Origin of the sequence: Thermoactinospora rubra (genome assembly GCF_002093975.1) — a bacterium.
Lineage (GTDB): Bacteria > Actinomycetota > Actinomycetes > Streptosporangiales > Streptosporangiaceae > Nonomuraea > Nonomuraea rubra_A.
The window spans coordinates 21,244-40,915 of the sequence record NZ_KZ084339.1 but is presented as its reverse complement, the minus strand read 5'-3'; the positions used below and the strand labels follow the sequence as shown (position 1 = coordinate 40,915).

The 19,672-nt window shown below is 70.8% G+C and carries 15 protein-coding genes and 1 pseudogene; 9 read left to right on the top strand and 7 right to left on the bottom strand.

Annotation, left to right across the window (positions count from 1 at the left end; all coding sequences use genetic code 11):
• Positions 1 to 374: 374 nt before the first annotated feature.
• Positions 375 to 1,952 carry an MFS transporter gene (locus tag BSB02_RS16555; RefSeq protein ID WP_084959841.1) on the top strand — a complete coding sequence of 526 codons (1,578 nt, stop codon included), beginning with the start codon at positions 375 to 377 and terminating at the stop codon, positions 1,950 to 1,952.
• Between the two features lie 8 nt (positions 1,953 to 1,960).
• Complete coding sequence (locus tag BSB02_RS16550) at positions 1,961 to 2,395, top strand: GNAT family N-acetyltransferase (protein WP_158088653.1); 435 nt, start codon at positions 1,961 to 1,963, stop codon at positions 2,393 to 2,395.
• Here the strand turns inward: BSB02_RS16550 and BSB02_RS16545 are convergent.
• The gene (locus BSB02_RS16545; RefSeq protein WP_084959837.1) at positions 2,392 to 2,685 is read right to left on the bottom strand and encodes a hypothetical protein; all 294 of its coding nucleotides are present in this window, start codon (positions 2,683 to 2,685) and stop codon (positions 2,392 to 2,394) included. The two genes, BSB02_RS16550 and BSB02_RS16545, sit on opposite strands and share 4 nt — an antisense overlap.
• Before the next feature lie 83 nt (positions 2,686 to 2,768).
• On the opposite strand from BSB02_RS16545, the gene BSB02_RS16540 reads away from it, so the two are divergent.
• The 7 genes and pseudogenes from BSB02_RS16540 (at position 2,769) to BSB02_RS16510 (ending at position 10,211) form a co-directional block, all read left to right on the top strand.
• The gene (locus BSB02_RS16540; protein WP_084959835.1) at positions 2,769 to 3,788 is read left to right on the top strand and encodes a LacI family DNA-binding transcriptional regulator; all 1,020 of its coding nucleotides are present in this window, start codon (positions 2,769 to 2,771) and stop codon (positions 3,786 to 3,788) included.
• Positions 3,789 to 3,882: 94 nt separating this feature from the next.
• On the top strand, positions 3,883 to 5,103 hold the full coding sequence (locus BSB02_RS16535; RefSeq protein WP_206184736.1) for an extracellular solute-binding protein: 1,221 nt from the start codon (positions 3,883 to 3,885) through the stop codon (positions 5,101 to 5,103).
• Positions 5,100 to 6,005 carry a carbohydrate ABC transporter permease gene (locus BSB02_RS16530; protein ID WP_084959831.1) on the top strand — a complete coding sequence of 302 codons (906 nt, stop codon included), beginning with the start codon at positions 5,100 to 5,102 and terminating at the stop codon, positions 6,003 to 6,005. The genes BSB02_RS16535 and BSB02_RS16530 overlap by 4 nt, the downstream gene beginning before the upstream one ends.
• A 1-nt stretch (position 6,006) precedes the next feature.
• Positions 6,007 to 6,822 carry a carbohydrate ABC transporter permease gene (locus BSB02_RS16525; RefSeq protein WP_084959829.1) on the top strand — a complete coding sequence of 272 codons (816 nt, stop codon included), beginning with the start codon at positions 6,007 to 6,009 and terminating at the stop codon, positions 6,820 to 6,822.
• Positions 6,819 to 7,877: a glycoside hydrolase family 130 protein gene (locus tag BSB02_RS16520; RefSeq protein ID WP_206184735.1), complete on the top strand. Its 1,059-nt coding sequence runs from the start codon at positions 6,819 to 6,821 to the stop codon at positions 7,875 to 7,877. The genes BSB02_RS16525 and BSB02_RS16520 overlap by 4 nt, the downstream gene beginning before the upstream one ends.
• Positions 7,874 to 9,534, top strand: a pseudogene (locus BSB02_RS16515) (glycoside hydrolase family 13 protein). The gene BSB02_RS16520 and the pseudogene BSB02_RS16515 overlap by 4 nt, the downstream one beginning before the upstream one ends.
• Before the next feature lie 185 nt (positions 9,535 to 9,719).
• Entirely contained in the window at positions 9,720 to 10,211 is a 492-nt protein-coding gene (locus BSB02_RS16510; RefSeq protein WP_206184734.1) for a GNAT family N-acetyltransferase, read from the top strand.
• A 22-nt stretch (positions 10,212 to 10,233) separates the two neighbouring features.
• On the opposite strand, the gene BSB02_RS16505 is transcribed toward BSB02_RS16510, so the two are convergent.
• The 6 genes from BSB02_RS16505 to BSB02_RS40610 form a co-directional block, all read right to left on the bottom strand.
• Complete coding sequence (locus tag BSB02_RS16505; protein WP_158088652.1) at positions 10,234 to 12,621, bottom strand: sensor histidine kinase; 2,388 nt, start codon at positions 12,619 to 12,621, stop codon at positions 10,234 to 10,236.
• Between the two features lie 291 nt (positions 12,622 to 12,912).
• A complete protein-coding gene (locus BSB02_RS16500; protein ID WP_143590763.1) occupies positions 12,913 to 13,476 on the bottom strand; it encodes a hypothetical protein in 564 nt (187 codons plus the stop codon).
• A gap of 285 nt (positions 13,477 to 13,761) precedes the next feature.
• Complete coding sequence (locus tag BSB02_RS16495) at positions 13,762 to 16,281, bottom strand: ATP-binding protein (RefSeq protein ID WP_084959824.1); 2,520 nt, start codon at positions 16,279 to 16,281, stop codon at positions 13,762 to 13,764.
• Between the two features lie 96 nt (positions 16,282 to 16,377).
• Positions 16,378 to 16,773, bottom strand: coding sequence for a response regulator (locus tag BSB02_RS16490; protein ID WP_084959822.1), 396 nt, complete (start codon positions 16,771 to 16,773; stop codon positions 16,378 to 16,380).
• A gap of 115 nt (positions 16,774 to 16,888) precedes the next feature.
• Complete coding sequence (locus tag BSB02_RS16485; protein ID WP_084959820.1) at positions 16,889 to 17,494, bottom strand: response regulator transcription factor; 606 nt, start codon at positions 17,492 to 17,494, stop codon at positions 16,889 to 16,891.
• Positions 17,495 to 17,658: 164 nt separating this feature from the next.
• Entirely contained in the window at positions 17,659 to 19,533 is a 1,875-nt protein-coding gene (locus tag BSB02_RS40610; protein ID WP_158088650.1) for a DJ-1/PfpI family protein, read from the bottom strand.
• Positions 19,534 to 19,672 lie beyond the last annotated feature (139 nt).

The following is a 19,672-nucleotide window of genomic DNA, read 5'->3' as shown; positions in this document are numbered from 1 at the left end:
GCGGGCACTGGCCGGCCTGCTGCCGACCGCGACCCTGCGGGCCGTACCGGGGGACAACCACACCACCACCGCCGAGGTGCTCGCCCCCCAACTGCGAAACCTCGCCCAGCACCCGCCCCACCGAATCGAGGACGGTCGGTGAGGGCATCCTGATCACGATCTTCCAGCGGGCCGGCCGATGAGGCGGCCGGCCATCCACCCCGGTCCCTGCAGAATGCACACCGGCTGAGGTGCGGATCGCACGCCGAGCTCGTGCCCGCGGCACTGGTGGCGTCCGCCCGGACCGAACCAGACTCGGCGGCAGACAAGCCGCTCGGCGCGCGGCCCGCACCCAAAGGCCCGGAGCGGCAGTCGGCAGATGAAAGGACTTCCTCATGCACTCCGAGGAGATCGACGCCGGCCGGCGCGCCGGGCTCAGGCTCTGGCTCAGCCTGGTCGTACTGGCACTGCCCGCGATGCTGCTGTTCATGATGCTCACCGTCCTGTTCCTGGCCATTCCCGAGCTGGTCGCGGACCTTCGGCCGAGCAGCACGCAAACTCTCTGGATCATCGACATCTACGGCTTCCTCATGGCCGGGCTCCTGGTCACCATGGGCACGCTGGGCGACCGGATCGGCCACCGCAGGCTGCTGGTGGCGGGCGCGGCAGTCTTCGCCGTCGTCTCGCTGATCGCGGCCAACACCTCCGACCCCGGCCTGATGATCCTGTGGCGGGCCGTCCTGGGCGTCGCGGCGGCGACCCAGATGCCCGCCACCCTGGGCCTGATCTTCGCCACGTTCACCGATCCGCGACAGCGCGGCATCGCCGTCGGCGTCTGGGCGGGCGGCATCTCCGTCGGAACCGCCGTCGGCCCGCTGGTCGGCGGGGTGCTGCTGGAGGCGTTTTCCTGGCGCGCGGCCTTCCTGATCGCGGTGCCGGTCATGGTGGTGGTGCTGATCGGCGCGGCGCTGTTGCTGCCCGACCACCGCAATCCCGCGGCGGGCCGGCTGGACCTGATCAGCGTGGTGCTGTCGCTGGCGACCCTGCTGCCGATCGTCTACGGCGTCAAGGAACTGTCCAAGGAGCAGCCGCTCACGCTCCCGCTGGCCGCCATCGCGATCGGGCTGGTGTTCGGCGCCTGGTTCGTCGTCCGCCAGTTGCGCCAGGCCGAGCCGCTTCTCGACGTACGGCTGTTCGCCAACCCGACGATCAGCGGCGCGCTGGGCGTCTTCCTGCTCGCCGCGACCGCGCTCGGCGGCGTCTACCTGCTGTTCACCCAGCATCTGCAGCTCGTGGAAGGGCTCTCGCCGCTGCAGGCGGGCCTGTGGGTGCTGCCGGGCGCGGCCCTGCTCGTGGTCGTCTCCACGCTCTCGCCCGTCCTGGTGCGCCGTATGCGCCCGGGCTTCCTCATCGCGGCCGGGCTCGCCGTCCAGGTAGTCGGCTACCTCATGCTCACCCAGGTCGGCAGCGTCGACGGGTTGCCTTTGCTGATCGCCGGCTTCATCGTGCTCTACCCGGCCGTCGCGCCGTCCATGGCGCTGACGACCGATCTGGTCGTCGGCTCGGCGCCGCCGCAGAAGGCGGGGGCGGCCTCCGGGCTCGCCACGACCTGCAGCGATCTCGGCATCTCGCTCGGCATCGCGATCATCGGCAGCGTCGCCGCCGCCGTCTACCGCGCGGAAGCCGGCGGAGCGCTCCCGGCCGGGCTGCCGCCCGAGGCCGCCGCCGCGAGCCGCGACAGCCTCGGCGGCGCGGTGTCGGCGGCCCAGCACCTCCCCGCTGACCTGGGTGCCGCGCTGCTCGCCCCGGCCCGTGAGGCGTTCACCGGCGGGCTCAACGTCGCCGCCGCCGTCTCCGCCGGAATCGCCGCCGCGGCCGCGGTCCTGGCGGTCGTCAGGCTCCGGCACGTACCACCGACCGGACGGCCGGCGGCCACCGCCGAGCAGGCCGGCGCGGAAACGACGACGAGATGAGGCCCGCCATGACCGCCATACGCGCCGCAACGGCCGATGACGCCGCGACCTTGCTCACGATGATGCGTGAGCTGGGCGACTACCAGAACCAGGGCGGGGAGGTGAAGGTGAGCCTCGGCCGTCTGGCGGAGCTGCTCGCCCGCCCCGAGGTCGGCTACCTGATCGCCGAGCGGGAGGGCAGGGCGATCGGCTACGTGTCCTGGGTCGAGCGGGTCAGCCTGTGGACCGGCCAGGAGTACCTCGCGCTGGACGACCTGTACGTGCGCGCCGGGGAGCGCGGCGAGGGCGTCGGCGAACAGCTGATGCGCACGCTCGCGGAGAAGGCCGCCGGGCGGGTGATCCGGTGGGAGGTCGCCGAGGCCAACGTGCCGGCGCAGCGCTTCTACCGGCGTATCGGAGCGACCGTCTTCTCCAAGAAGATCTGCCGCTGGCACGTGGCCTAGGACTGTGCCGAGCAATCGAGATCTCCCAGCCGGAGGTGGAGTCCGGCTGGGAGGATGATCGGGTGCAGGGCCGTGGTGACCCGCAGAATGTAGACGACGTCGTGCGCCACGCCGGTGATCGAGAACCGCACGACTCCCGTGCCCGGCCGGCCGGAGTAGAAGTACTGCAGGCTCAGCGGACTCGGCAGGCAGGCGACGGCCGGCACGATCTCGCCGGCGCTCTTCCCCGAGGCCACCACGTACGCCAGCGCGATTCCGCCGAAGCCGCAGAACACCACGGCGACGATCATCCGTGACCCTCGATCGGCCGACCCTCTTGACATCTTCGTTAAACCGGTTCAATAGTTAAACCGGTTTAACAACGGAGGGTAGCGTGCCGAAGAAGAAGCCCACCATCGCCGACGTTGCCCGACGGGCGGGTGTCAGCAAGGGCGCGGTCTCCCTGACCTTGAACAACCGGCCCGGCATCAGCCAGGACACCCGCGAGCGCATCCTGTCCGCCGCCGCCGAGCTCAACTGGCAACCCGACAGGCGTGGCAGGTCGCTCGCCGCCTCCAGGGCGTTCGCGCTGGGCCTGGTGATCGCGAGGCCGCCGCGTCTGCTGGAGGCGGATCCGTTCTTCCCGGCCTTCATCGCGGGGGTGGAGGCGGTCCTCGCCGAGCGGGAGTACACGCTGGTGTTGCAGGTGGTGCGTCCTGGACAGGCCGAGGCGGACGCCTATCGCAACCTCGCGCGGGGTGGGCGGGTGGACGGCGTGTTCCTCAGCGATCTCCGTCACGCCGACCCGCGGCTTCAACTGCTGGCCGAGGTGGGCCTTCCCGCCGTGACGCTCAACCGGCCGGATGTCCGTTCCCCTTTCCCCGCCGTATGCCTCGACGACGGGCCGGGAATCGCAGCGGCGGTCCGGCATCTGGTGGAGCTCGGCCATACCCGCATCGCGCATGTGTCGGGCCCTTCGCGGTTTCTGCATGGGGCCGGGCGGGCGCGTGCGTGGCGCCAGGCGCTCGCCGAGGCCGGCCTTCCGCCGGGTCCCGTCGTCGAATCGGATTTCTCGGCCGCCGGAGGCGCGGCCGCGACCCGGGAACTGCTGGCCGGGCACCCGCGCCCGACGGCCATCGTCTACGCCAACGACCTCATGGCCATCGCGGGGCAGACAGCGGCCAGGGCCATGGGCCTGTCGGTGCCCGAGGACCTGTCGGTGACCGGATTCGACGACTGCGAGCTGGCCGCCTACATGCACCCGCCCCTGACCACGGTGGCCACGAACGCCTTCGGCTGGGGCAAACGCGCCACGGCCGTGCTCCTCGACCTCATCGAGGGCGAGGAGGTCGCCGATGTCGAGCTCCCGCCGACCCGTCTCGTCCTGCGCGGCTCGACCGCTCCGCCCAGTTGAGCGGACAGCCAACGGAACCAACGCCAAAGGAACACCAATGAAGAAATACGCCGCTCTGCTTCTTCTGATCGCCGGCACAACCGCGGCCTGTGGGGTGGACGGAGGTGCACAGGACACGGCACCGTCCGCGCGCGGGCCGATCAAGATCTGGCTTTCCAACAACAAGGAAGAGGTGGCCTGGGGTACGGCCATGGCCGAGGCCTGGAACAAGGCCCACGCCGATCAGAAGATCACCGTCGAGGAGATCCCCGCCGGGAAGACCTCAGAGGAGGTCATCAGCGCGGCCATCACGGCGGGCAACGCGCCGTGCCTGGTGTTCAACACCGCTCCCGCCGCGGTCCCGCAGTTCCAGAAGCAGGGCGGCCTGGTGCCGCTGAGCGACTTCGCCGACGGCGCCTCCTACATCGAGGCGCGCACCGGGCAGGCGGCGACGCAGTACAAGTCGCCTGACGGCAAGTACTACCAGCTGCCGTGGAAGTCCAACCCCGTCATGATCTTCTACAACAAGGAGGTCTTCAAGAAGGCGGGCATCGACAGCGAGAATCCTCCGCTGTCGACGTATGAGGAGTTCCTGGCCACGAGCAGGAAGCTGGTCTCCAGCGGAGCGGCGGAGGCGGCCATCTATCCGGCACCCAGCGGGGAGTTCTTCCAGTCGTGGTTCGACTTCTACCCGCTGTTCGCCGCGGAGACGGATGGCAAGCAGCTGGTCGAGGGCGGGAAGGCGCAGTTCGACTCCCCTGAGGGACACCGCGTCGCGGCGTTCTGGAAGACGCTCTACGACGAGAAGCTCGCGCCCAAGGAGAAGTACAACGGCGACGCTTTCGCCGACGGCAAGGCGGCGATGTCGATCGTCGGCCCGTGGGCCGTGGCCGTCTACGGGGAGAAGATCGACTGGGGCGTGGCGCCCCTCCCCACCTCGACGGGCAAACCCGCCGCGTCGGTGAAGACGTTCAGCGATGCCAAGAACGTGGCGATGTACTCCGCGTGCCGGAACCGCGCGACCGCATGGGACGTGCTGAAGTTCGCCACCAGCAAGGAGCAGGACGGGGCGTTGCTGGAGGCCACCGGGCAGATGCCCCTGCGCCAGAACCTGCCCGCCACTTACGGCGACTACTTCGCCAAGAACCCCGACTACGTGACTTTCGCCGATCAAGCGGCCAGAACCGTCGAAGTGCCGAACGTGCCGAACTCCATCACGATCTGGCAGACGTTCCGTGACGCCTACTCCAGTGCGGTGATCTTCGGCACCACGCCGCCGGCCGAAGCGTTCAAGGCCGCGCGGGACAAGATCGACGCCTTGGCTCGCCAGGCATGATGGCGGTGGCGAGCGCGCGGCGCCGGCTGGCGTCTCTGGCCGGACCGCAACCCGTGGGGCTGGCGCTGATCGCGCCCTACGCCGTCTACGTCGCGGCGGTGTTCGCCTACCCCTTCGGGTTCGCCGTCTGGATGAGCTTCCACGACTACTTCTTCGCCGCTCCGGGCGCGCGGGTGGATCGGCCGTTCGTCGGGGTGGGCAACTACGTCGCGGCCCTGACGGACCCGGCCGTACGGCGGGCGTTCCTCAACGTCGGCGTGTTCCTCCTCATCAACGTGCCGCTGACCGTGGTGCTCGCCATGGGCCTGGCCGTCGCGCTGAACCGCGCGATCCACGCCCGCACGTTCCTGCGGGTCGCCTTCTACGTCCCCTACGTGACCGCCAGCGTCGCGGTGGTGGGCGTCTGGCTGTTCCTGTTCTCCGAGGGCGGCCTGGTGAACCGGCTGCTCGGGCCGCTCGCGCCGGAACCGTCGTGGCTTGTCAACGAGGCGCTGGCCATGCCGCTCATCGCGGTGTTCGTCGCCTGGAAGCAGCTCGGCTTCTTCATCCTCCTCTACCTCGCCGGCCTGCAGAATGTGCCGCGGGAGCTGTACGAGGCCGCCGCCGTGGACGGCGCCACGCGCTGGCGGCGGTTCAGATCCGTCACCGTCCCCGCCCTGCGGCCGGCCACCCTTCTCGTGGTGGTGCTGGCGACGATCACGGGGGCCAACCTGTTCACCGAGCCGTACCTGCTGACGGGCGGCGGCGGTCCGAACGGCGCCTCTGCTTCGCCCGTCCTTCTCATGTACCAGCGCGGCATCGAGCAGGGCCTGCCGGGGATGGCCGCGGCCATCGGCGTACTCCTGGTGATCATGGTGATCGCCCTGTCATGGCTCAGCCGCCGTCTGCTGGAGGTGCGCTGAGATGCGCCGGTTGATCCTGCTGGGGATGGGCGCGCTGGCGTTCCTGTTCCCCTTCTACTACATGTTCATCGGCTCGCTGCAGGCCGAGCCGGACACCTCCATGGCCGGCCTCGTGCCCTCGCCCGGCAAGCTGACGCTGGAGAACTACCGGGAGATCAACGAGGAGGTGAACCTCGCCACTTCCTTGCTGAACTCCGGCATCTTCACCGGAGCGGTCGTCGCCTGCACCGTCGTGTTCGGCGTGCTCGCCGGCTATGCATTGGCTCGCCTGCGCTTCCGCGGGCGCGGCACGATGTTCGCGATCCTCCTGCTCGTGCAGGTGGTCCCCTTCCAGCTGCTGCTCATCCCTCTCTACGTGCTGATCGTCCGCGGGTACGGCCTGGCCGACTCACACCTCGGCATGGTCCTGCCGTTCGCGATCAACTCCACGGCGGTCTTCGTCTTCCGGCAGTTCTTCCTCCAACTGCCCAAAGAGCTGTTCGACGCCGCGCACATCGACGGCGCCGGGGAACTGCGCCTGCTGTGGTCGGTGGCGCTGCCCCTCGTCCGCCCGGCACTGCTGACCGCCGTCCTGCTCACGTTCATCGGCCCGTGGAACGAGTTCCTGTGGCCCTTCCTCATCACCAAGCAGGCGGACATGCAGCCGCTGGCGGTCTCCCTGGCCAACTACATCAGCAACGTCGCCGCCCGAGCGGCCAACCCCTACGGCGCGGTGCTGGCGGGCGCCTGCGTCCTCGCCGCGCCCGTCATCGGGCTGTTCATCGCCTTTCAGCGTCATTTCGTCTCGACCAACATCGGAACAGGAGTCAAAGGGTGACCATCCCCTACACGATGACCCGCCTCGGCGTCGTCATGAGCCCACGCTCGGGAGATCCGCTCGAAGCCGAGGGAGTGCTCAACCCGGCCTCCGGCTGGACTCGCGAGGGACGGCTGTACCTGCTGCCGCGGCTGGTGGCCCGCGGCAACGTCTCCAGGGTGGGCCTGGCCGAGGTGGTCCTCGACGACGGGGTGCCGGTGGCGGTCGAGCGCCGCGGCGTCGTGCTCGCCCCCGACGCGGGTTGGGAACGCGGCCTGGCCAACGCCGGTGTCGAGGACCCCCGTACGACGTGGATGGCCCGCCTGGGGCGGTATGTGATGACCTACGTGGCGTACGGCCCGCTCGGTCCCAAACCGGCCTTGGCGGTCTCGGACGATCTCGTTCACTGGGAGCGCCTGGGGCCCCTCCAGTTCGCCTATGAGCCAGACCTGGACACCGACCTCAACCTGTTCCCCAACAAGGACGTCGTGTACTTCCCCGAGCCGGTCCCCGGCCCGCACGGCGAACCGTGCTACGCCCTCCTGCACCGGCCGATGTGGGACCTCGGCTGGATCCGCCCGGGCGAGGGCGTGCACCTGCCGGCCGGGATCGAGGATGAACGTCCCGGCATCTGGATCTCCTACATCCCCGCTCACGAGGTGGAGAAGGACATCACCGCCCTGGCGCGGCCACGCGGGCACCGCCTGGTCGCGCTGTCGCTCCATGACTGGGAGGAGCTGAAGATCGGCGCGGGGCCGGCACCGATAAGGGTGCCCGAAGGGTGGCTCCTCCTCCACCACGGTGTCTCGGGAAGCATCGAGGTCGCGTTCTCCCCGCAGCAGCAGAAAGTCAGGTACGCGGCCGGCGCGATGATCCTCGATCCCGCCGACCCGTCCCGCGTGCTGGACCGCACCACGGAGCCACTGCTGACACCCGAGGCCGCCGAGGAGCGGTCGGGCACCGTGCCGAACGTCGTGTTCCCCACGGCCATCGAGGAGATCGAGGGTGTGCACTACGTCTTCTACGGCATGGCAGACACCCGCATCGGCGTGGCGCGGCTGGACCGCACGGCATGACGGATTCCGCAGGCCACCGGATCCCATGGTGGCGGGATGCGGTCTGCTACGAGGTCTACCCGCGCTCCTTCCGCGACGGCAACGGTGACGGCATCGGCGACCTGCCTGGTATCACCCTGGAGCTGGAGCACCTCAAAACGCTGGGCGTGGACGCGGTCTGGATCACACCGTTCTACCCCTCTCCGCTCGCCGACGGCGGCTACGACATCGTCGACCACACCGCCGTGGCACCCGAGCTGGGCACGCTCGCGGACTTCGACGCCCTGGTGACCAGAGCGCACGGGCTCGGCCTCAAGGTGGTGATCGACCTGGTCCCCAACCACACCTCCAGCGCGCACCCGTGGTTTCGCCAGGCGCTGGCCGCCGCCCCGGGATCCGCCCCCAGGCGGCGGTACCTCTTCCGCCCCGGACGGGGCCGAGCGGCGCGGCACCACCCAACGACTGGCGCTCCGCCTTCGGCGGACCCGCCTGGACCAGGGTCCCCGGCCCGGCCGCGGAGCCCGGCGAGTGGTACCTCCACCTGCACGCACCGGAGCAGCCCGACCTGAACTGGCGGGAGCCGGAGGTCGTCGAGGAGTTCGACCGCATCATGCGCTTCTGGCTCGATCACGGCGTGGACGGCTTCCGCGTGGATGTGGCACACGCGCTGTTCAAGGATCCCGGCCTGCCGGATGCCAGCTCGGACCAGCACCAGGACGTCACGCGCAACCACCTGATGCCCTACTACGACCGGGAGGAGCTGCACCCCCTCTTCCGGCGGTGGCGCGCCCTGCTCGAAAGCCACCCGGCCCGCCCCGGCGCCGTGCCGCCCGAGGAGCGCCTGCTGGTCGCCGAGGCCGCCGTCTTCGATCCCGAACGGCTGGCCCGCTACGTCAGGCCCGGCGAGATGCACCAATGCTTCAACTTCGCCTTCCTGGAATGCCCATGGGACGGCAAGGCGATGCGCCGCGTCATCGAGGACTCCACCGCCGCCATGGCCGTCGCAGGCGCCCCTGTCACCTGGGTACTGTCCAGCCACGACGCGGTCCGCCCGGTGACCCGGTACGGCGGCGGCCCGACAGGCATACGCCGGGCCCGGGCCGCGGCCCTCCTGATGCTGGCACTGCCCGGAGCGGCCTACGTCTACCAAGGAGAAGAGCTGGGCCTCCCGCAAGTCGATTTGCCAGACGAACGGCTGCGCGATCCGCTGTGGGAGCGATCCGGACATACCAATCGCGGCCGGGACGGTTGCCGGATCCCCATGCCGTGGCGGGGTAGTCGCGCGCCGTATGGATTCAGCGACGCCGCACCCGAGGACTGCTGGCTTCCCCCGCCGGAGGGCTGGGCGGCGCATACCGTGGCGGCGCAGTACGACGATCCCGCCTCGATGCTGACGCTCTACCGGACCGCACTCCGCATCCGCCGGGAACACCGCCCGGCGAATCACCGGACGCCGCCGTTTCACGACGCCGGGTCGGCGGCCTCACCGAAGCTGTACGGACCGGACGACGGGTCGTGGTTCGGATTCGAGTGGGGAACCGGTCTGCGGTGCCTCGTGAACTTCGGCCACGGCCGGCTCCTCATGGAGGAGGACGCCGAGGTTCTTCTGCCCAGTGCCCCGATCGAAGGCCGGCTGATCCCTCCCGACACCACAGTGTGGGTGAAGGCCAAGCCATAGCAGCGGCGTTCTCATGCACTCGCACAGCTTGAGTATCGAGCTGGTTATCTCTGATCCTGGACGAGACCACACCCCGGATGGCTCGCTCGCCTGGTTGGAGATCTTCCATCCCCTGGCGCCGATGAGTGTCGATGAGTGTCGATGAGTAGTCGATGAGTAGTCGATGAGTAAGGAGAAGCGGAGCAGTGCTGTCCCTGAGGCCCGCGACGGCCGACGACGTCGAAGCCATCGCCACGATCTGGCATCGCGGTTGGGTTGACGGCCATCTCGGCCAGGTGCCCGAGGCCCTTTACCACCATCGCCGGCCTGCCGATTTCCGCGAACGGGTTCCGGCCCGGATCGGCGTGACCACGGTGGCCACGATCGACGCCGAGGTGGTTGGGTTCGTCACGGTCATCGACGACGAGATCGAACAGCTCTATGTGGCCGCGCCGGCTCGTGGAACCGGCGTCGCGGCGGCCCTCCTGCGGCACGGCGAGGAGACGATCGCCAGCCGATTCGGCCGGGCGTGGCTCGCCGTGGTCGCCGGCAACGCCCGCGCCCGCCGCTTCTACACCCGCCACGGCTGGCACGACGCTGGAGCGATCGACTACCTGGCGCAGACGGAGAGTGGAACGGTTCCGGTCCCTTCACGCCGCTATGAGAAGGACCTGACGACGGCTCGGGAGAGCCGGTGACATCCAGTGCCGGCCGATGAGTTCAAGGCAGGTCTGGAGCGGCAGTGGACTCGGCGGCTCCGTGGGCCGGGCGGTCGAGACCTCCACCGGTCAGGGTGCTCTGGCCGCTGAGGGGGATGCGGGCTTGCAGTTCGAATCGGCCGTCGCCTTGGTGCCTGGCGGTGAGTGTGCCGCCGAGCACGGCGACGCGGTCGGCCATGTTGCGGATGCCGCTGCCGTGGTGATCGGCCTGTGCCGGTGCGGTCGCTCCGTCGTTGGTCATGTGCAGGAAGACCTCGGCCTGGTTGCGGCGGATGGTGATGTCGCAGCGGGTGCCGGTACTGTGCCGGAGCACGTTGGTGACGCCCTCGCGCAGCACGGTGGCCAGGACGGTGGCGACCGTGGCGGGCAGGTCGCCGTGGTCGAGGGTGATCCGCACCTGCAGGCCGGCGGCGGTCAGCAGGGATTCGGCGGTGCGGCACTCCTCGGGCAGGGACAGGGCGCGGTGGTCGCCGGCCACCGAGCGGACGTCGGCCAGGGCGTGGCGGCAGAGCTCCAGCACCTGGGCCAGCACGGTGCGGGCGCGGGCCGGGTCGCGTGGGATCAGCCGGTGGGCCAGGTCGCTCTTCAGGGTGATCGCCGACAGGCTCAGCCCGAGCAGGTCGTGCAGGTCCCGCGCGAATCGCAGCCGTTCTTCGGCCAGCGCGACCTCGGCCAGCCGTTGCCGGGCGGCCCGCAGCTGGCGCACCGTGCGCGCCATCCGGGTCAGGCCGTAGACGACCAGGCCGATGTCGATCGTGATCAGGATTTGCGCGATGTCTCCGGTGAGCAGCCTGCTGCCGGCGAATTCGGCCTGCGCCCAGGCGACGGTGATCGCGACCGCGCCGAACACGCTCCAGCCGATGGCGGGCCGCAGCACCAGCAGTGCGCTGCCGGCCAGGAAGCCCTGCAATCCGGCCCAGGGTGCGTGGAGTTGCGCCATCGGCAGGTAGACCACGACGGCTTGCAGGCCCAGCAGCAGGTAGGTCACCGGCGGGCGGGGTGGGAGGCCGGGCCGGCTGAAGCAGGCCAGCTGCAGTGCCAGCGCGGCCAGCAGGTATCCGGTGGCCAGGCCGATCTCCCGGAGCTCCTGGGTTCCGTACAGCGGGCGCAGCACAGCCTGCACGAACAGTCCGACGAGGACGGCGGCGAGAAGCGCGCCGGCGAGTTTGGTCGCGATGTGAGGGATGGACGCGCCAGGCTCGTCAACGACGTCTCCGGCGGGGCGTTGCATGGGCCTTGCGCGCATCGGAAGCACCACGTGCAGGCGGAACCGTCCATCGGCGGCCACCCCGGCGCTGAGCTCGCCCTCCACCTTCGACACCAACGCGGAGAGGGCATCGAGGCCGCCACCCGCGCCCGCCGGCACGGCACCCGCCCCGTTGCCGAGGATCTCGACCGAGACCTCGTCGCCCTGCAGCTGCAGGACGATCTCGCAACGTCCCGTCTCATGATGTCGCAGCATGGAGGCGACACCTTCGCGCAGAACGGCGGAGAGAGCTCCCCGCGTGTTCGGCGCGAGCTCACGGTAGTCGAGGTCCGTGCGCAGTTCGACCTGGGACGACGCGAGCATCGACGCGAGCGTCCCCGTCTCGTCGTCGAGAGGGATCTCCCGGTACGCCCGGGCGATCGACCGCACATCGGTCAGGGCTCGCCGGGATGTCTCCAGCATCCCCGAAAGCTCCTGCTCGGCCCGCACCGGGTCGCCCGGCAGCAGCCGCAGGGCCAGCGCCCCCTTCAGGGCGATCGCCGACAGGCTCCGCCCGAGCAGATCGTGCAGGTCTCGGGCGAGTCGTAGCCGCTCGTGGGCGACCGCGGTGTTCGCCAGCTCATGGCGGGCCTCGTACAGCGCGGTGACAAGATGGGCCAGACGGATCAGCCCATAGACGGCCAGACCGGCCGTCGCCGTGTTCACCACGATGTAGGCGGTGTCGAGCAACGCGCCATTGATCAGGAACTGCAGGAATCCTGTGCTCGCCACCACACCGGCGTACGCGAGCCAGGCCACCCGCAGCGGGAGAACCAGCAGCACGCTGCCCGCCAGGAAGGAAGGCTGGCTGACCCAGGACTGCCCGAACAGGAGCAGCGGAAGGTAGGACAGGCATGCCTGCGCCGCGAGCGCGACGTAGGACGCGGGCGAGTGCAGATCCGTGCCCGGCCGGCCGAAGTAGAAGTACTGCAGGCCCAGCAGACCGGCCAGGAGCGCGACGGCCAGCAGGATCCCGCCGATGCCGGCGCCAGAGTGGAGCACCCACATCAGCGCGATCCCGGCGAAGCCGCAGAACACCGCGGCGACGATCGCTCTGGCCAGCGCGGGCGCCATGAGCGCTCCGCGGTCGTCGGCGTAGGCGTCGTCATCCTTGGAACGGCGTGGGATCCCGATCAGGTCCATCCGGTCACCGGCCGAGATCTCATGCCCGCCGCTGGGAACACTGCCGCGGCATGTCGCTGGGTCGTGCTGTCGTGCCTGGTCAGACGCTTGTCGTGGGGGTGTCGCCGCGGTCTTGACCCTGGCTTGATCGATGCGCGCCGGCCTGCCGGCCGTGGGCAGCGGTGCGGGATGGACACACGCGCGGATCCGGCCCATGGGATGGCGCCACGCCGGATCCGCAGGACTCGCCTCATTGGCCTGTCAACGACGATCGAGTTCGACACCGCCCACGGACGGGCCAGCTCGAAGCCGTCAGCTGGGGCTCTTGAACTGGAAGTACACGCGGCCGTCGAGGTGCCAGCCCGGCTCCTTGACCAGGATGCTGTCCTTGTGCGCCTCGGTGGCCAGTCGCCACCTGCTGTTGCTGGAAAGGCGCCAGATCTGCACGTCACCGCCGGCTTCCCGGCTGGCTGGCGCGTAGCCGAGCCGGCCCTCGTAGCGGAACTGGCCGGAGGCCACCAGTTTGTCGCGTTCGGATTCCTGCGTGGAGACGATGTACGAGGCCTTCTTCAGCCACCGCAGCCGGTACAGCGGCTTGCCGCCGGGGAAGGGCGCGCTGGAGATGTAGTACATCGGGGTCTGAGTGAGCCGCCACCCGTAGGAGAGGGCCCGCTGCTTCTCCGTCTCGTTCGCGGTGTAGAAGTAGCCGCCGTCGTTGGTGACGAACTCGGAGACCTTGACGCGGACGGCCGTTCTCGTACCCGCGGCAGATTCGGGTTCCGCGGCGGCAGACGCCGGGCCGGCGGTGCCGGACAGCAGCGTGGCGGCCACCGCCAACGCGAACCCGAGAGTCATCCTGTGGCGTACGGACGTCATCGAAGTCATCATGCGGAAATATGCCCTTTCAGATGGGAAGGCGGCGCGCCCTGCGTGGAAGACCTCGGCAGGTAAGGCCGAAGTCCGCTCCACGCCCGGCTCTCCGGGGCGCACACGGTCTAGACCCTGGCTTTCGAAACAGGGAAATGTCCAGGTCGGCAACAGGGCATTCACCGGACATATGCCACCCCGTCCGTGCCCGTCACGGCACACGGTCGGTGGCGGATCATGGAAGTGATGGACACCGAGCCCAGGCGGCTGTGACAGATCGGCGTCAGATCGGCTTCAGCTCGCGGCGAGGTGGGTGCGGATGCTCGCCATGTCGACTCCGTCCTCGTCCATCCGCTCGATGCCCAGCGAGGTCAGCAGGGTCAGGGCCTGGGTCCAATGATGGCGGGCCCGGGCGGGCTCGCCGAGCGCGGCGTAGGCGTGGGCGAGGCCGTCGTGGGCGCGGGCCTGGTCGCTTGCCTGGCAAAGCTCCGTGGCCAGGCCGAGCGCCTGGCGGTGGCTGTCGAGCGCCTCTTCGTAGCGGCCACGGTCGTGGTGCAGGCGGCCCATGCCGTAGACGGCCTCGAACTGCCAGTTGCGGTTGCCGATCTCGCGCGCGAGGCAGGCGACCTGCCGGTAGCAGTCGCCGGCCTGCTCATGCCGTCTCTGGAGGCGGTGTACGTGGCCGAGCGCGTTGCGGCTGCTGAGCTCGCCCACCCGGTGCTCGGTGTCCCTGGCCAGGCTCAGGGATTGGGTGAAGAACTCGGCGGCCGACGTGAGCTCGCCCTGCCGGAGATGGATGTAGCCGAGGCCGATCAGCGCACGCAGTTCGGCGGTGCGGTGGCCGATCTCCCGGGCGATACGCAGCGCCTCCGTGAGGTACGTGGCGCCCTGCCGGTTCTCGCCCATCGCCCGGTGAACGTTGCCGGAGATGATCAGCGCGTCCAGCTCGCCGGTGCGGTGGCCGATCTCCCGGGCGATCCGCAGCGCCTCCGCGACGTCGGCGGCGGCCAGACCGCGCTGTTCGCGGCCGATGTGGGTGGCGGCGAGGCTGTTGAGCGCGCGGAGCTCGCCGGAGCGGTGGCCGATGGCGCGGGCGATGTCCAGGGCCAGTGTGCCGTCCTCGACGGCCTGGTCGTAGCGGCCTTGGATACGGCGGATCTCGACGAGTCCCAGCAGCGCCTCCATCTCGCTCGTCCGATCCGCGGCGGCGCGGGCGGCGGACAGCGCCCGCGTGTGGAGGGTCTCGGCTTCGGCGTAGCGGCCGCGGGTGCGCAGGCACCGGTGCAAGGTGGTGGACAGGTGCTGGACGTGTCCGGGGAAGCCGTGCTCGGCGGCGTGCTGGGCGAGGGAGAGCAGGTTGGCCAGCTCCGCGTCCAGCCACGCGGCGGCCGCCGCCGCGTCGGGCATGGAGCCGGTGCCGGAGCGCGGGCGCGTGTCCGCTTCGTAGGGGTAGAGGCGGTCCATCGCCGTTGAGGCGGCCTGGCCGTAGTGGTCCAGGAGCCGGGCCAGCGCGGCGCGCCGGTCCGCTTCCGGCTCCTCCTCGATGGCCGTCGCGGCGGCGTGGGCGCGGATCAGGTCGTGGAAGCGGTACCGCCCGGCCACCGGTTCCTGCAGCAGATGCGCCTCCAGCAACCGGTCCAGGAACAGGTCGGTCCGAGCCACGGTGGCGCCCAGCAGCGCGGCGGCCGCGTCGCGCGGGATGTCCGCGCCGGCGTGCAGCCCCAGGAGCCGGTAGGCCCGCCGCTCGGCAGGGGCCAGCTCCTGGTAGGACATGTTGAGCGCGGCGGTGACGCTCCGCTGTCCGGCGCGCAGCTCGCTCAGCAGTCTCCGCTGTTCCTCCAGCCGCTCCAGCAGGTGTGCCACGCTCCAGGCAGGGTGGGCCTTGAGCCGGGCCGCGGCCAGGCGGATCGCCAGCGGCAGCAGTCCGCAGCGCCGTACCACCTCGGCCAGCGCCCCATGCGGCGCGTCCGCGACCCGTTCCTGCCCGGCGGTGCCGGTGAACAGCGCGATCGCGTCCGCGAGCGGCAGGATGTCCACCGACACCAGGCGGGCGTCGTCCAGGCCGACCAGCCGCCGGCGGCTGGTGACCAGTACCAGGCAGCTTCCCGCCCCCGGCAGCAGCGGTCGCACCTGCGCCTCGTCCGTGGCGTTGTCCAGAACGATCAGCATCTTCCGGCTGGCGAGCAGGCTGCGATACAGCGCCGCCCGGTCGTCGAGATGCTGGGGAATCGACTCGCCGGGGACGCCCAGCACCTCCAGGACGCGGGCCAGCGCGTCGGCCGGATCCGCCGCGGCCATGCCCTCGGTGTAGCCCTGCAGGTCGACGAACAGGTCGCCGTCGGGAAAGCGGGAGGCCAGCCGGTGCGCGGCATGGACGGCCAGCGCGGTCTTGCCGACCCCCGCCATGCCGTCGATGGCGATGATCTGAATCGTGCCCGCGTCGCCGGTCTCGGTCAGCATGGACAGTTCCCGTCCCCGGCCCACGAACGCGGCCACATCCGTCGGCAGTTGCCGGGGCGTCGTCCGCGTCGGACGAGAGGGTTCCGGGTTCGTGCTCAGCGCGCGCGTCAGGGTCTCCACCTCCGCGGCGTTCAGGTCGAGCGCTTCGGCCAGCGCCCGCACCGATGCGCTACGCGCCCGCCGCAGCTCACCGGACTCCAACCGGCGGATGGTGCGGACGTTGAGCCCCGTCCGCGCGGCCAGCTGCTCCTGGGTCAGCAGCGCACGCTCACGCCACATTCGCAACGACGCGCCCCGCGTCGACTCCTTCGCCGGCGGATCCTCCCGAGCACCGGCTTGCCCATCTGGTGGCATGAGGCACAGCTCCCGTGTTCCCCGAGGATACGGAAAATCATGTCATACACCCCGCCAACGTCGGAGAACGCGCGGGACGTGGCGGCGGAGGCGGCGTCAGCGCATGGGGTAGGCGAAGACGCGCTCCCCGCGGGCGACTCTGCGGACGGCGTCGATGAGACCGTCGGCCGGGCCGTCCTTGAGCATGAACCCGGACGCCCCGGCGGCCAGCGCACGGTCCACGTTGTCCGGCCCGGCGAGGCCGGTCACGATCAGGACGCGGCAGGCGGGCAGCCGCCGGTGCAGCTCGGCGGCTGCGGTGAGCCCGTCCACGACGGGCAGATCGATGTCCACCACGGCCACGTCGGGGCGATGCCGGAGCGCGGCGGACACGATGCGGTCGCCGGAGGCGACCTGGGCGACCACCTCCAGGTCGTCCTCCAGTTCCAGGAGAGCGACCAGCGTGTCGCGTACAACGTCGATGTCCTCGGCGATCAGGACCGTGGTGCTCATTGCCTCAGTCTCGGCATCGCCGCGCGCCGCCCGCCAGTGCTCCCGGCATCGGCTCGCCGTGCATGTTGCACCGCTTCGGGCATGCAGAATGCGGCGGGACCGCCGACGGCCGGGCTCACAGCCAGCCGGCCTCGCGGGCGATGCGGGCCGCGTCCACGCGGTTGCGGGCGCCCAGCTTGGTGACCGCCGAGGCCAGGTAGTTGCGCACCGTTCCATAGGACAGATGCATGGCCGCCGCGATCTCGCTTGCGGAGGCGCCGGCCGCATGGCGCTTGAGCACCTCGCTCTCGCGTGGCGAGAGCGGATTGCGGCCGGTCTCCAGCGCGGCCACCGCCAGCTTCGGGTCGAACACGCGGCCACCCGACGCGATCTGGCGTATCGCCGCGACCAGCTCGTCCGACGGCGCGTCCTTGAGCATGAACCCGGACACGTGCGCGGCGAGCGCGCGGTGCAGGTGACCGGGCTGGCCCAGGCCGGTCAGGATCAGGACGCGGCAGGCGGGCAGCCGCCGGTGCAGCTCGGCGGCTGCGGTGAGCCCGTCCACGACCGGCAGGTCGATGTCCACCACGGCCACGTCGGGGCGGTGCTCCAGCGCCTCGGGCACGATGCGGTCGCCGGAGGCCACTTCGGCGACCACTTCCAGGTCGTCCTCGAGGCCGAGAACGGCCACCAGCGTGTCGCGCAGGATGCGCATGTCCTCGGCGACCAGAACGCGAACCACCTGCTGCCTCCTCAGCGACGCGGGCGACGGCGCGCCGGATCCAGCGAGTATACGGTCGGCCCAGGTCACCGAGACTTCTCGCCGCCGAGGGGGTCATACGGCCGAAGCCGCCGTCCACCCCCGGGCCGGGGTGGACGGCGGCGCGGACAGCCGGGGGCCGCGGCTCACGAGCGGCGGGCGCGCGCCCGCCGTAGCAGGAGGAGGGCGGCGCCCAGCCCGGCCACCCCGGCCAGACCGAGGAGGACCGGGCGCGCGGTGGGCGTCCACGGCCACCGCGGGCCGGAAAGCTCGAGCTCGGCGGCGGAGTATTCGAGGATCTTGGCGGTCCACCGCGCCGTGGGCACGTCCATGGTCCGGGCCATCTCCCGCAGCGACTCGTCGAACGCGAAACCCGGCTGCCGGTGCAGGTAGGTCACGGGTACGCCGGCGCGCCGACCGGCGGCGGCGACGCCGGGATCGGGAGCGGCCGCCGCGACCGCGCCGGGCACCAGCAGCCGGTCGACCTGGCCGGCAGCGTCCCGGTTCAGGTCGGCCCGCGGTACGAAGGTCAGGCCGTGGCGGGAGCGGATGCTGCCCGCGCCGGCCGTGACCGCGAGGGTCCGGGCGGACTTGACCTCGCCGTACGGAGCGAACGCCGCGGCCAGCTCCAGCTCGCCCACGCCGTCGGTGAGCACCACGCCCACGGTGGTGGCGTCGGCGCGGAAGCCGATGTTGAGCACGTGCAGGACGGCGTCGGCCGGGGTGAGCCGTGACAGGGGCAGGGGCGCGGCGGTCCCGGGGGAGTAGTACCGCCACCCGACGGCCCGGGCGGCCGCGGCGGCGGCGTCGCGGCCCACCAGCCGCTCGATCACCCGCAGGGTCCCGTCGATCGAGGACAGCAGCCCGCCGGTGGTGATCACGTCGCCGCCGTCCAGGTAGCGGGTCCCGCGCCGCCAGTTCACCCGGGGGTAGTCCTGCTGGAGCCCGGAGAGCCGGTACCAGTGCGAGGTCGCGTCGCGGCCGTCGAGCAGGCCGGCCTTGGCGAGCAGCCGGGCGCCGGTGCACACGCTCACCATCAGCCCGTCGCCGGGCGCGGTCTCCCGCAGCCATGAGGTCACCTGGGCGTCGCCGGTCTCGTCGGCCGGCATCTCCGGCACGATGACGACGTCCGGCGTCGCACCTCCCAGCCGCTGCCGCAACTCGGCGAAGCTGAGATCGGGGATCAGGTCCAGCCCGCCGAGCAGGGTCGCCGGGCGACGTTCCGGCGCCACCGTGTAGACGTTGAACGCTCCGGTGGTGGCCAGGACCTCGTAGGGGGCGAGCGTGTCGGCGACGTTCGCGCCGTGGTTGCCGACGAGGACCACGGCGGTGGGTTTGGCGGGGTCGTGCGCCGGCGGCGTCGCCGCCACGCCGGGCGCGACCTCCGGCCGGGCGTACCGGCTGGCCTCGTACGAGGTCGAACCCGTCGCAAAGGCGACGCCCGGGAGCAGCAGGAAGGCGACCGCAATGGCCGCGCCGCGCCCGAGTGTCCGCATGGCGCGCCCGCTCCGGCCGTGGGCCGCGTGCGCCATGTACTCGTTCCGGCGGCGCAGCATGACGGCCAGCATGGCCGGGAACATCACCACGTGCTCCAGCGTCATCGCCGTCCCGGCGCCCAGCACGTCCAGCCACACCAGCGGAACCAAGACGATCGCGGGCGCCAGCATGACGGCGCCCATCTCCAGGGTGCCGGCCCAGCCGTGGCGCCGGACCCGCATCCAGGCGCACATGGCCACCGTCATGGTCAGTCCCATCTCCAGGATGGTCAGCGCCGGGTACCGCTCCATGGAGTACGGCACGCCCGCCATCCCCAGGACCATGCGCAGCGCCCCGCCGAGCACGACCATGCCGGCCAGCATCGCCACGACCATCTCCAGGTAGTGCCGCGCGAAGCGCTGCCACCTCCGGCGGCTGCCGGCGCGCTGGGGGGCGGCGGGCTGCTCCATGGGGATCCGCCGCTCGGTGGCTCGCATGGTGACCTCCGGGAGGCCGGCCGGACCGGGGTCCGGGATGTACCGCATTGACGTGTCGAGTCTCCTTTGACCTGCGGTGACGCGACCAGTGCCGCCGGCACGACCTCATCGTGAGGTTCGCATGGGTCCGGGTGTGCAGATTGCACGTGAAACATGGAGCGGATATTTATAAACGTTCATTCATTTA

Excerpts from the sequence above, each read along its gene's own strand:
- BSB02_RS16555 (WP_084959841.1), top strand. The coding sequence starts at position 375 with ATGCACTCCGAGGAGATCGACGCCGGCCGGCGCGCCGGGCTCAGGCTC.
- BSB02_RS16550 (WP_158088653.1), top strand. The coding sequence starts at position 1,961 with ATGACCGCCATACGCGCCGCAACGGCCGATGACGCCGCGACCTTGCTC.
- BSB02_RS16545 (WP_084959837.1), bottom strand. The coding sequence starts at position 2,685 with ATGATCGTCGCCGTGGTGTTCTGCGGCTTCGGCGGAATCGCGCTGGCG.
- BSB02_RS16530 (WP_084959831.1), top strand. The coding sequence starts at position 5,100 with ATGATGGCGGTGGCGAGCGCGCGGCGCCGGCTGGCGTCTCTGGCCGGA.
- BSB02_RS16525 (WP_084959829.1), top strand. The coding sequence starts at position 6,007 with ATGCGCCGGTTGATCCTGCTGGGGATGGGCGCGCTGGCGTTCCTGTTC.
- BSB02_RS16505 (WP_158088652.1), bottom strand. The coding sequence starts at position 12,621 with ATGGACCTGATCGGGATCCCACGCCGTTCCAAGGATGACGACGCCTAC.
- BSB02_RS16500 (WP_143590763.1), bottom strand. The coding sequence starts at position 13,476 with ATGACGTCCGTACGCCACAGGATGACTCTCGGGTTCGCGTTGGCGGTG.
- BSB02_RS16495 (WP_084959824.1), bottom strand. The coding sequence starts at position 16,281 with ATGCCACCAGATGGGCAAGCCGGTGCTCGGGAGGATCCGCCGGCGAAG.
- BSB02_RS16490 (WP_084959822.1), bottom strand. The coding sequence starts at position 16,773 with ATGAGCACCACGGTCCTGATCGCCGAGGACATCGACGTTGTACGCGAC.
- BSB02_RS40610 (WP_158088650.1), bottom strand. The coding sequence starts at position 19,533 with ATGCGGTACATCCCGGACCCCGGTCCGGCCGGCCTCCCGGAGGTCACC.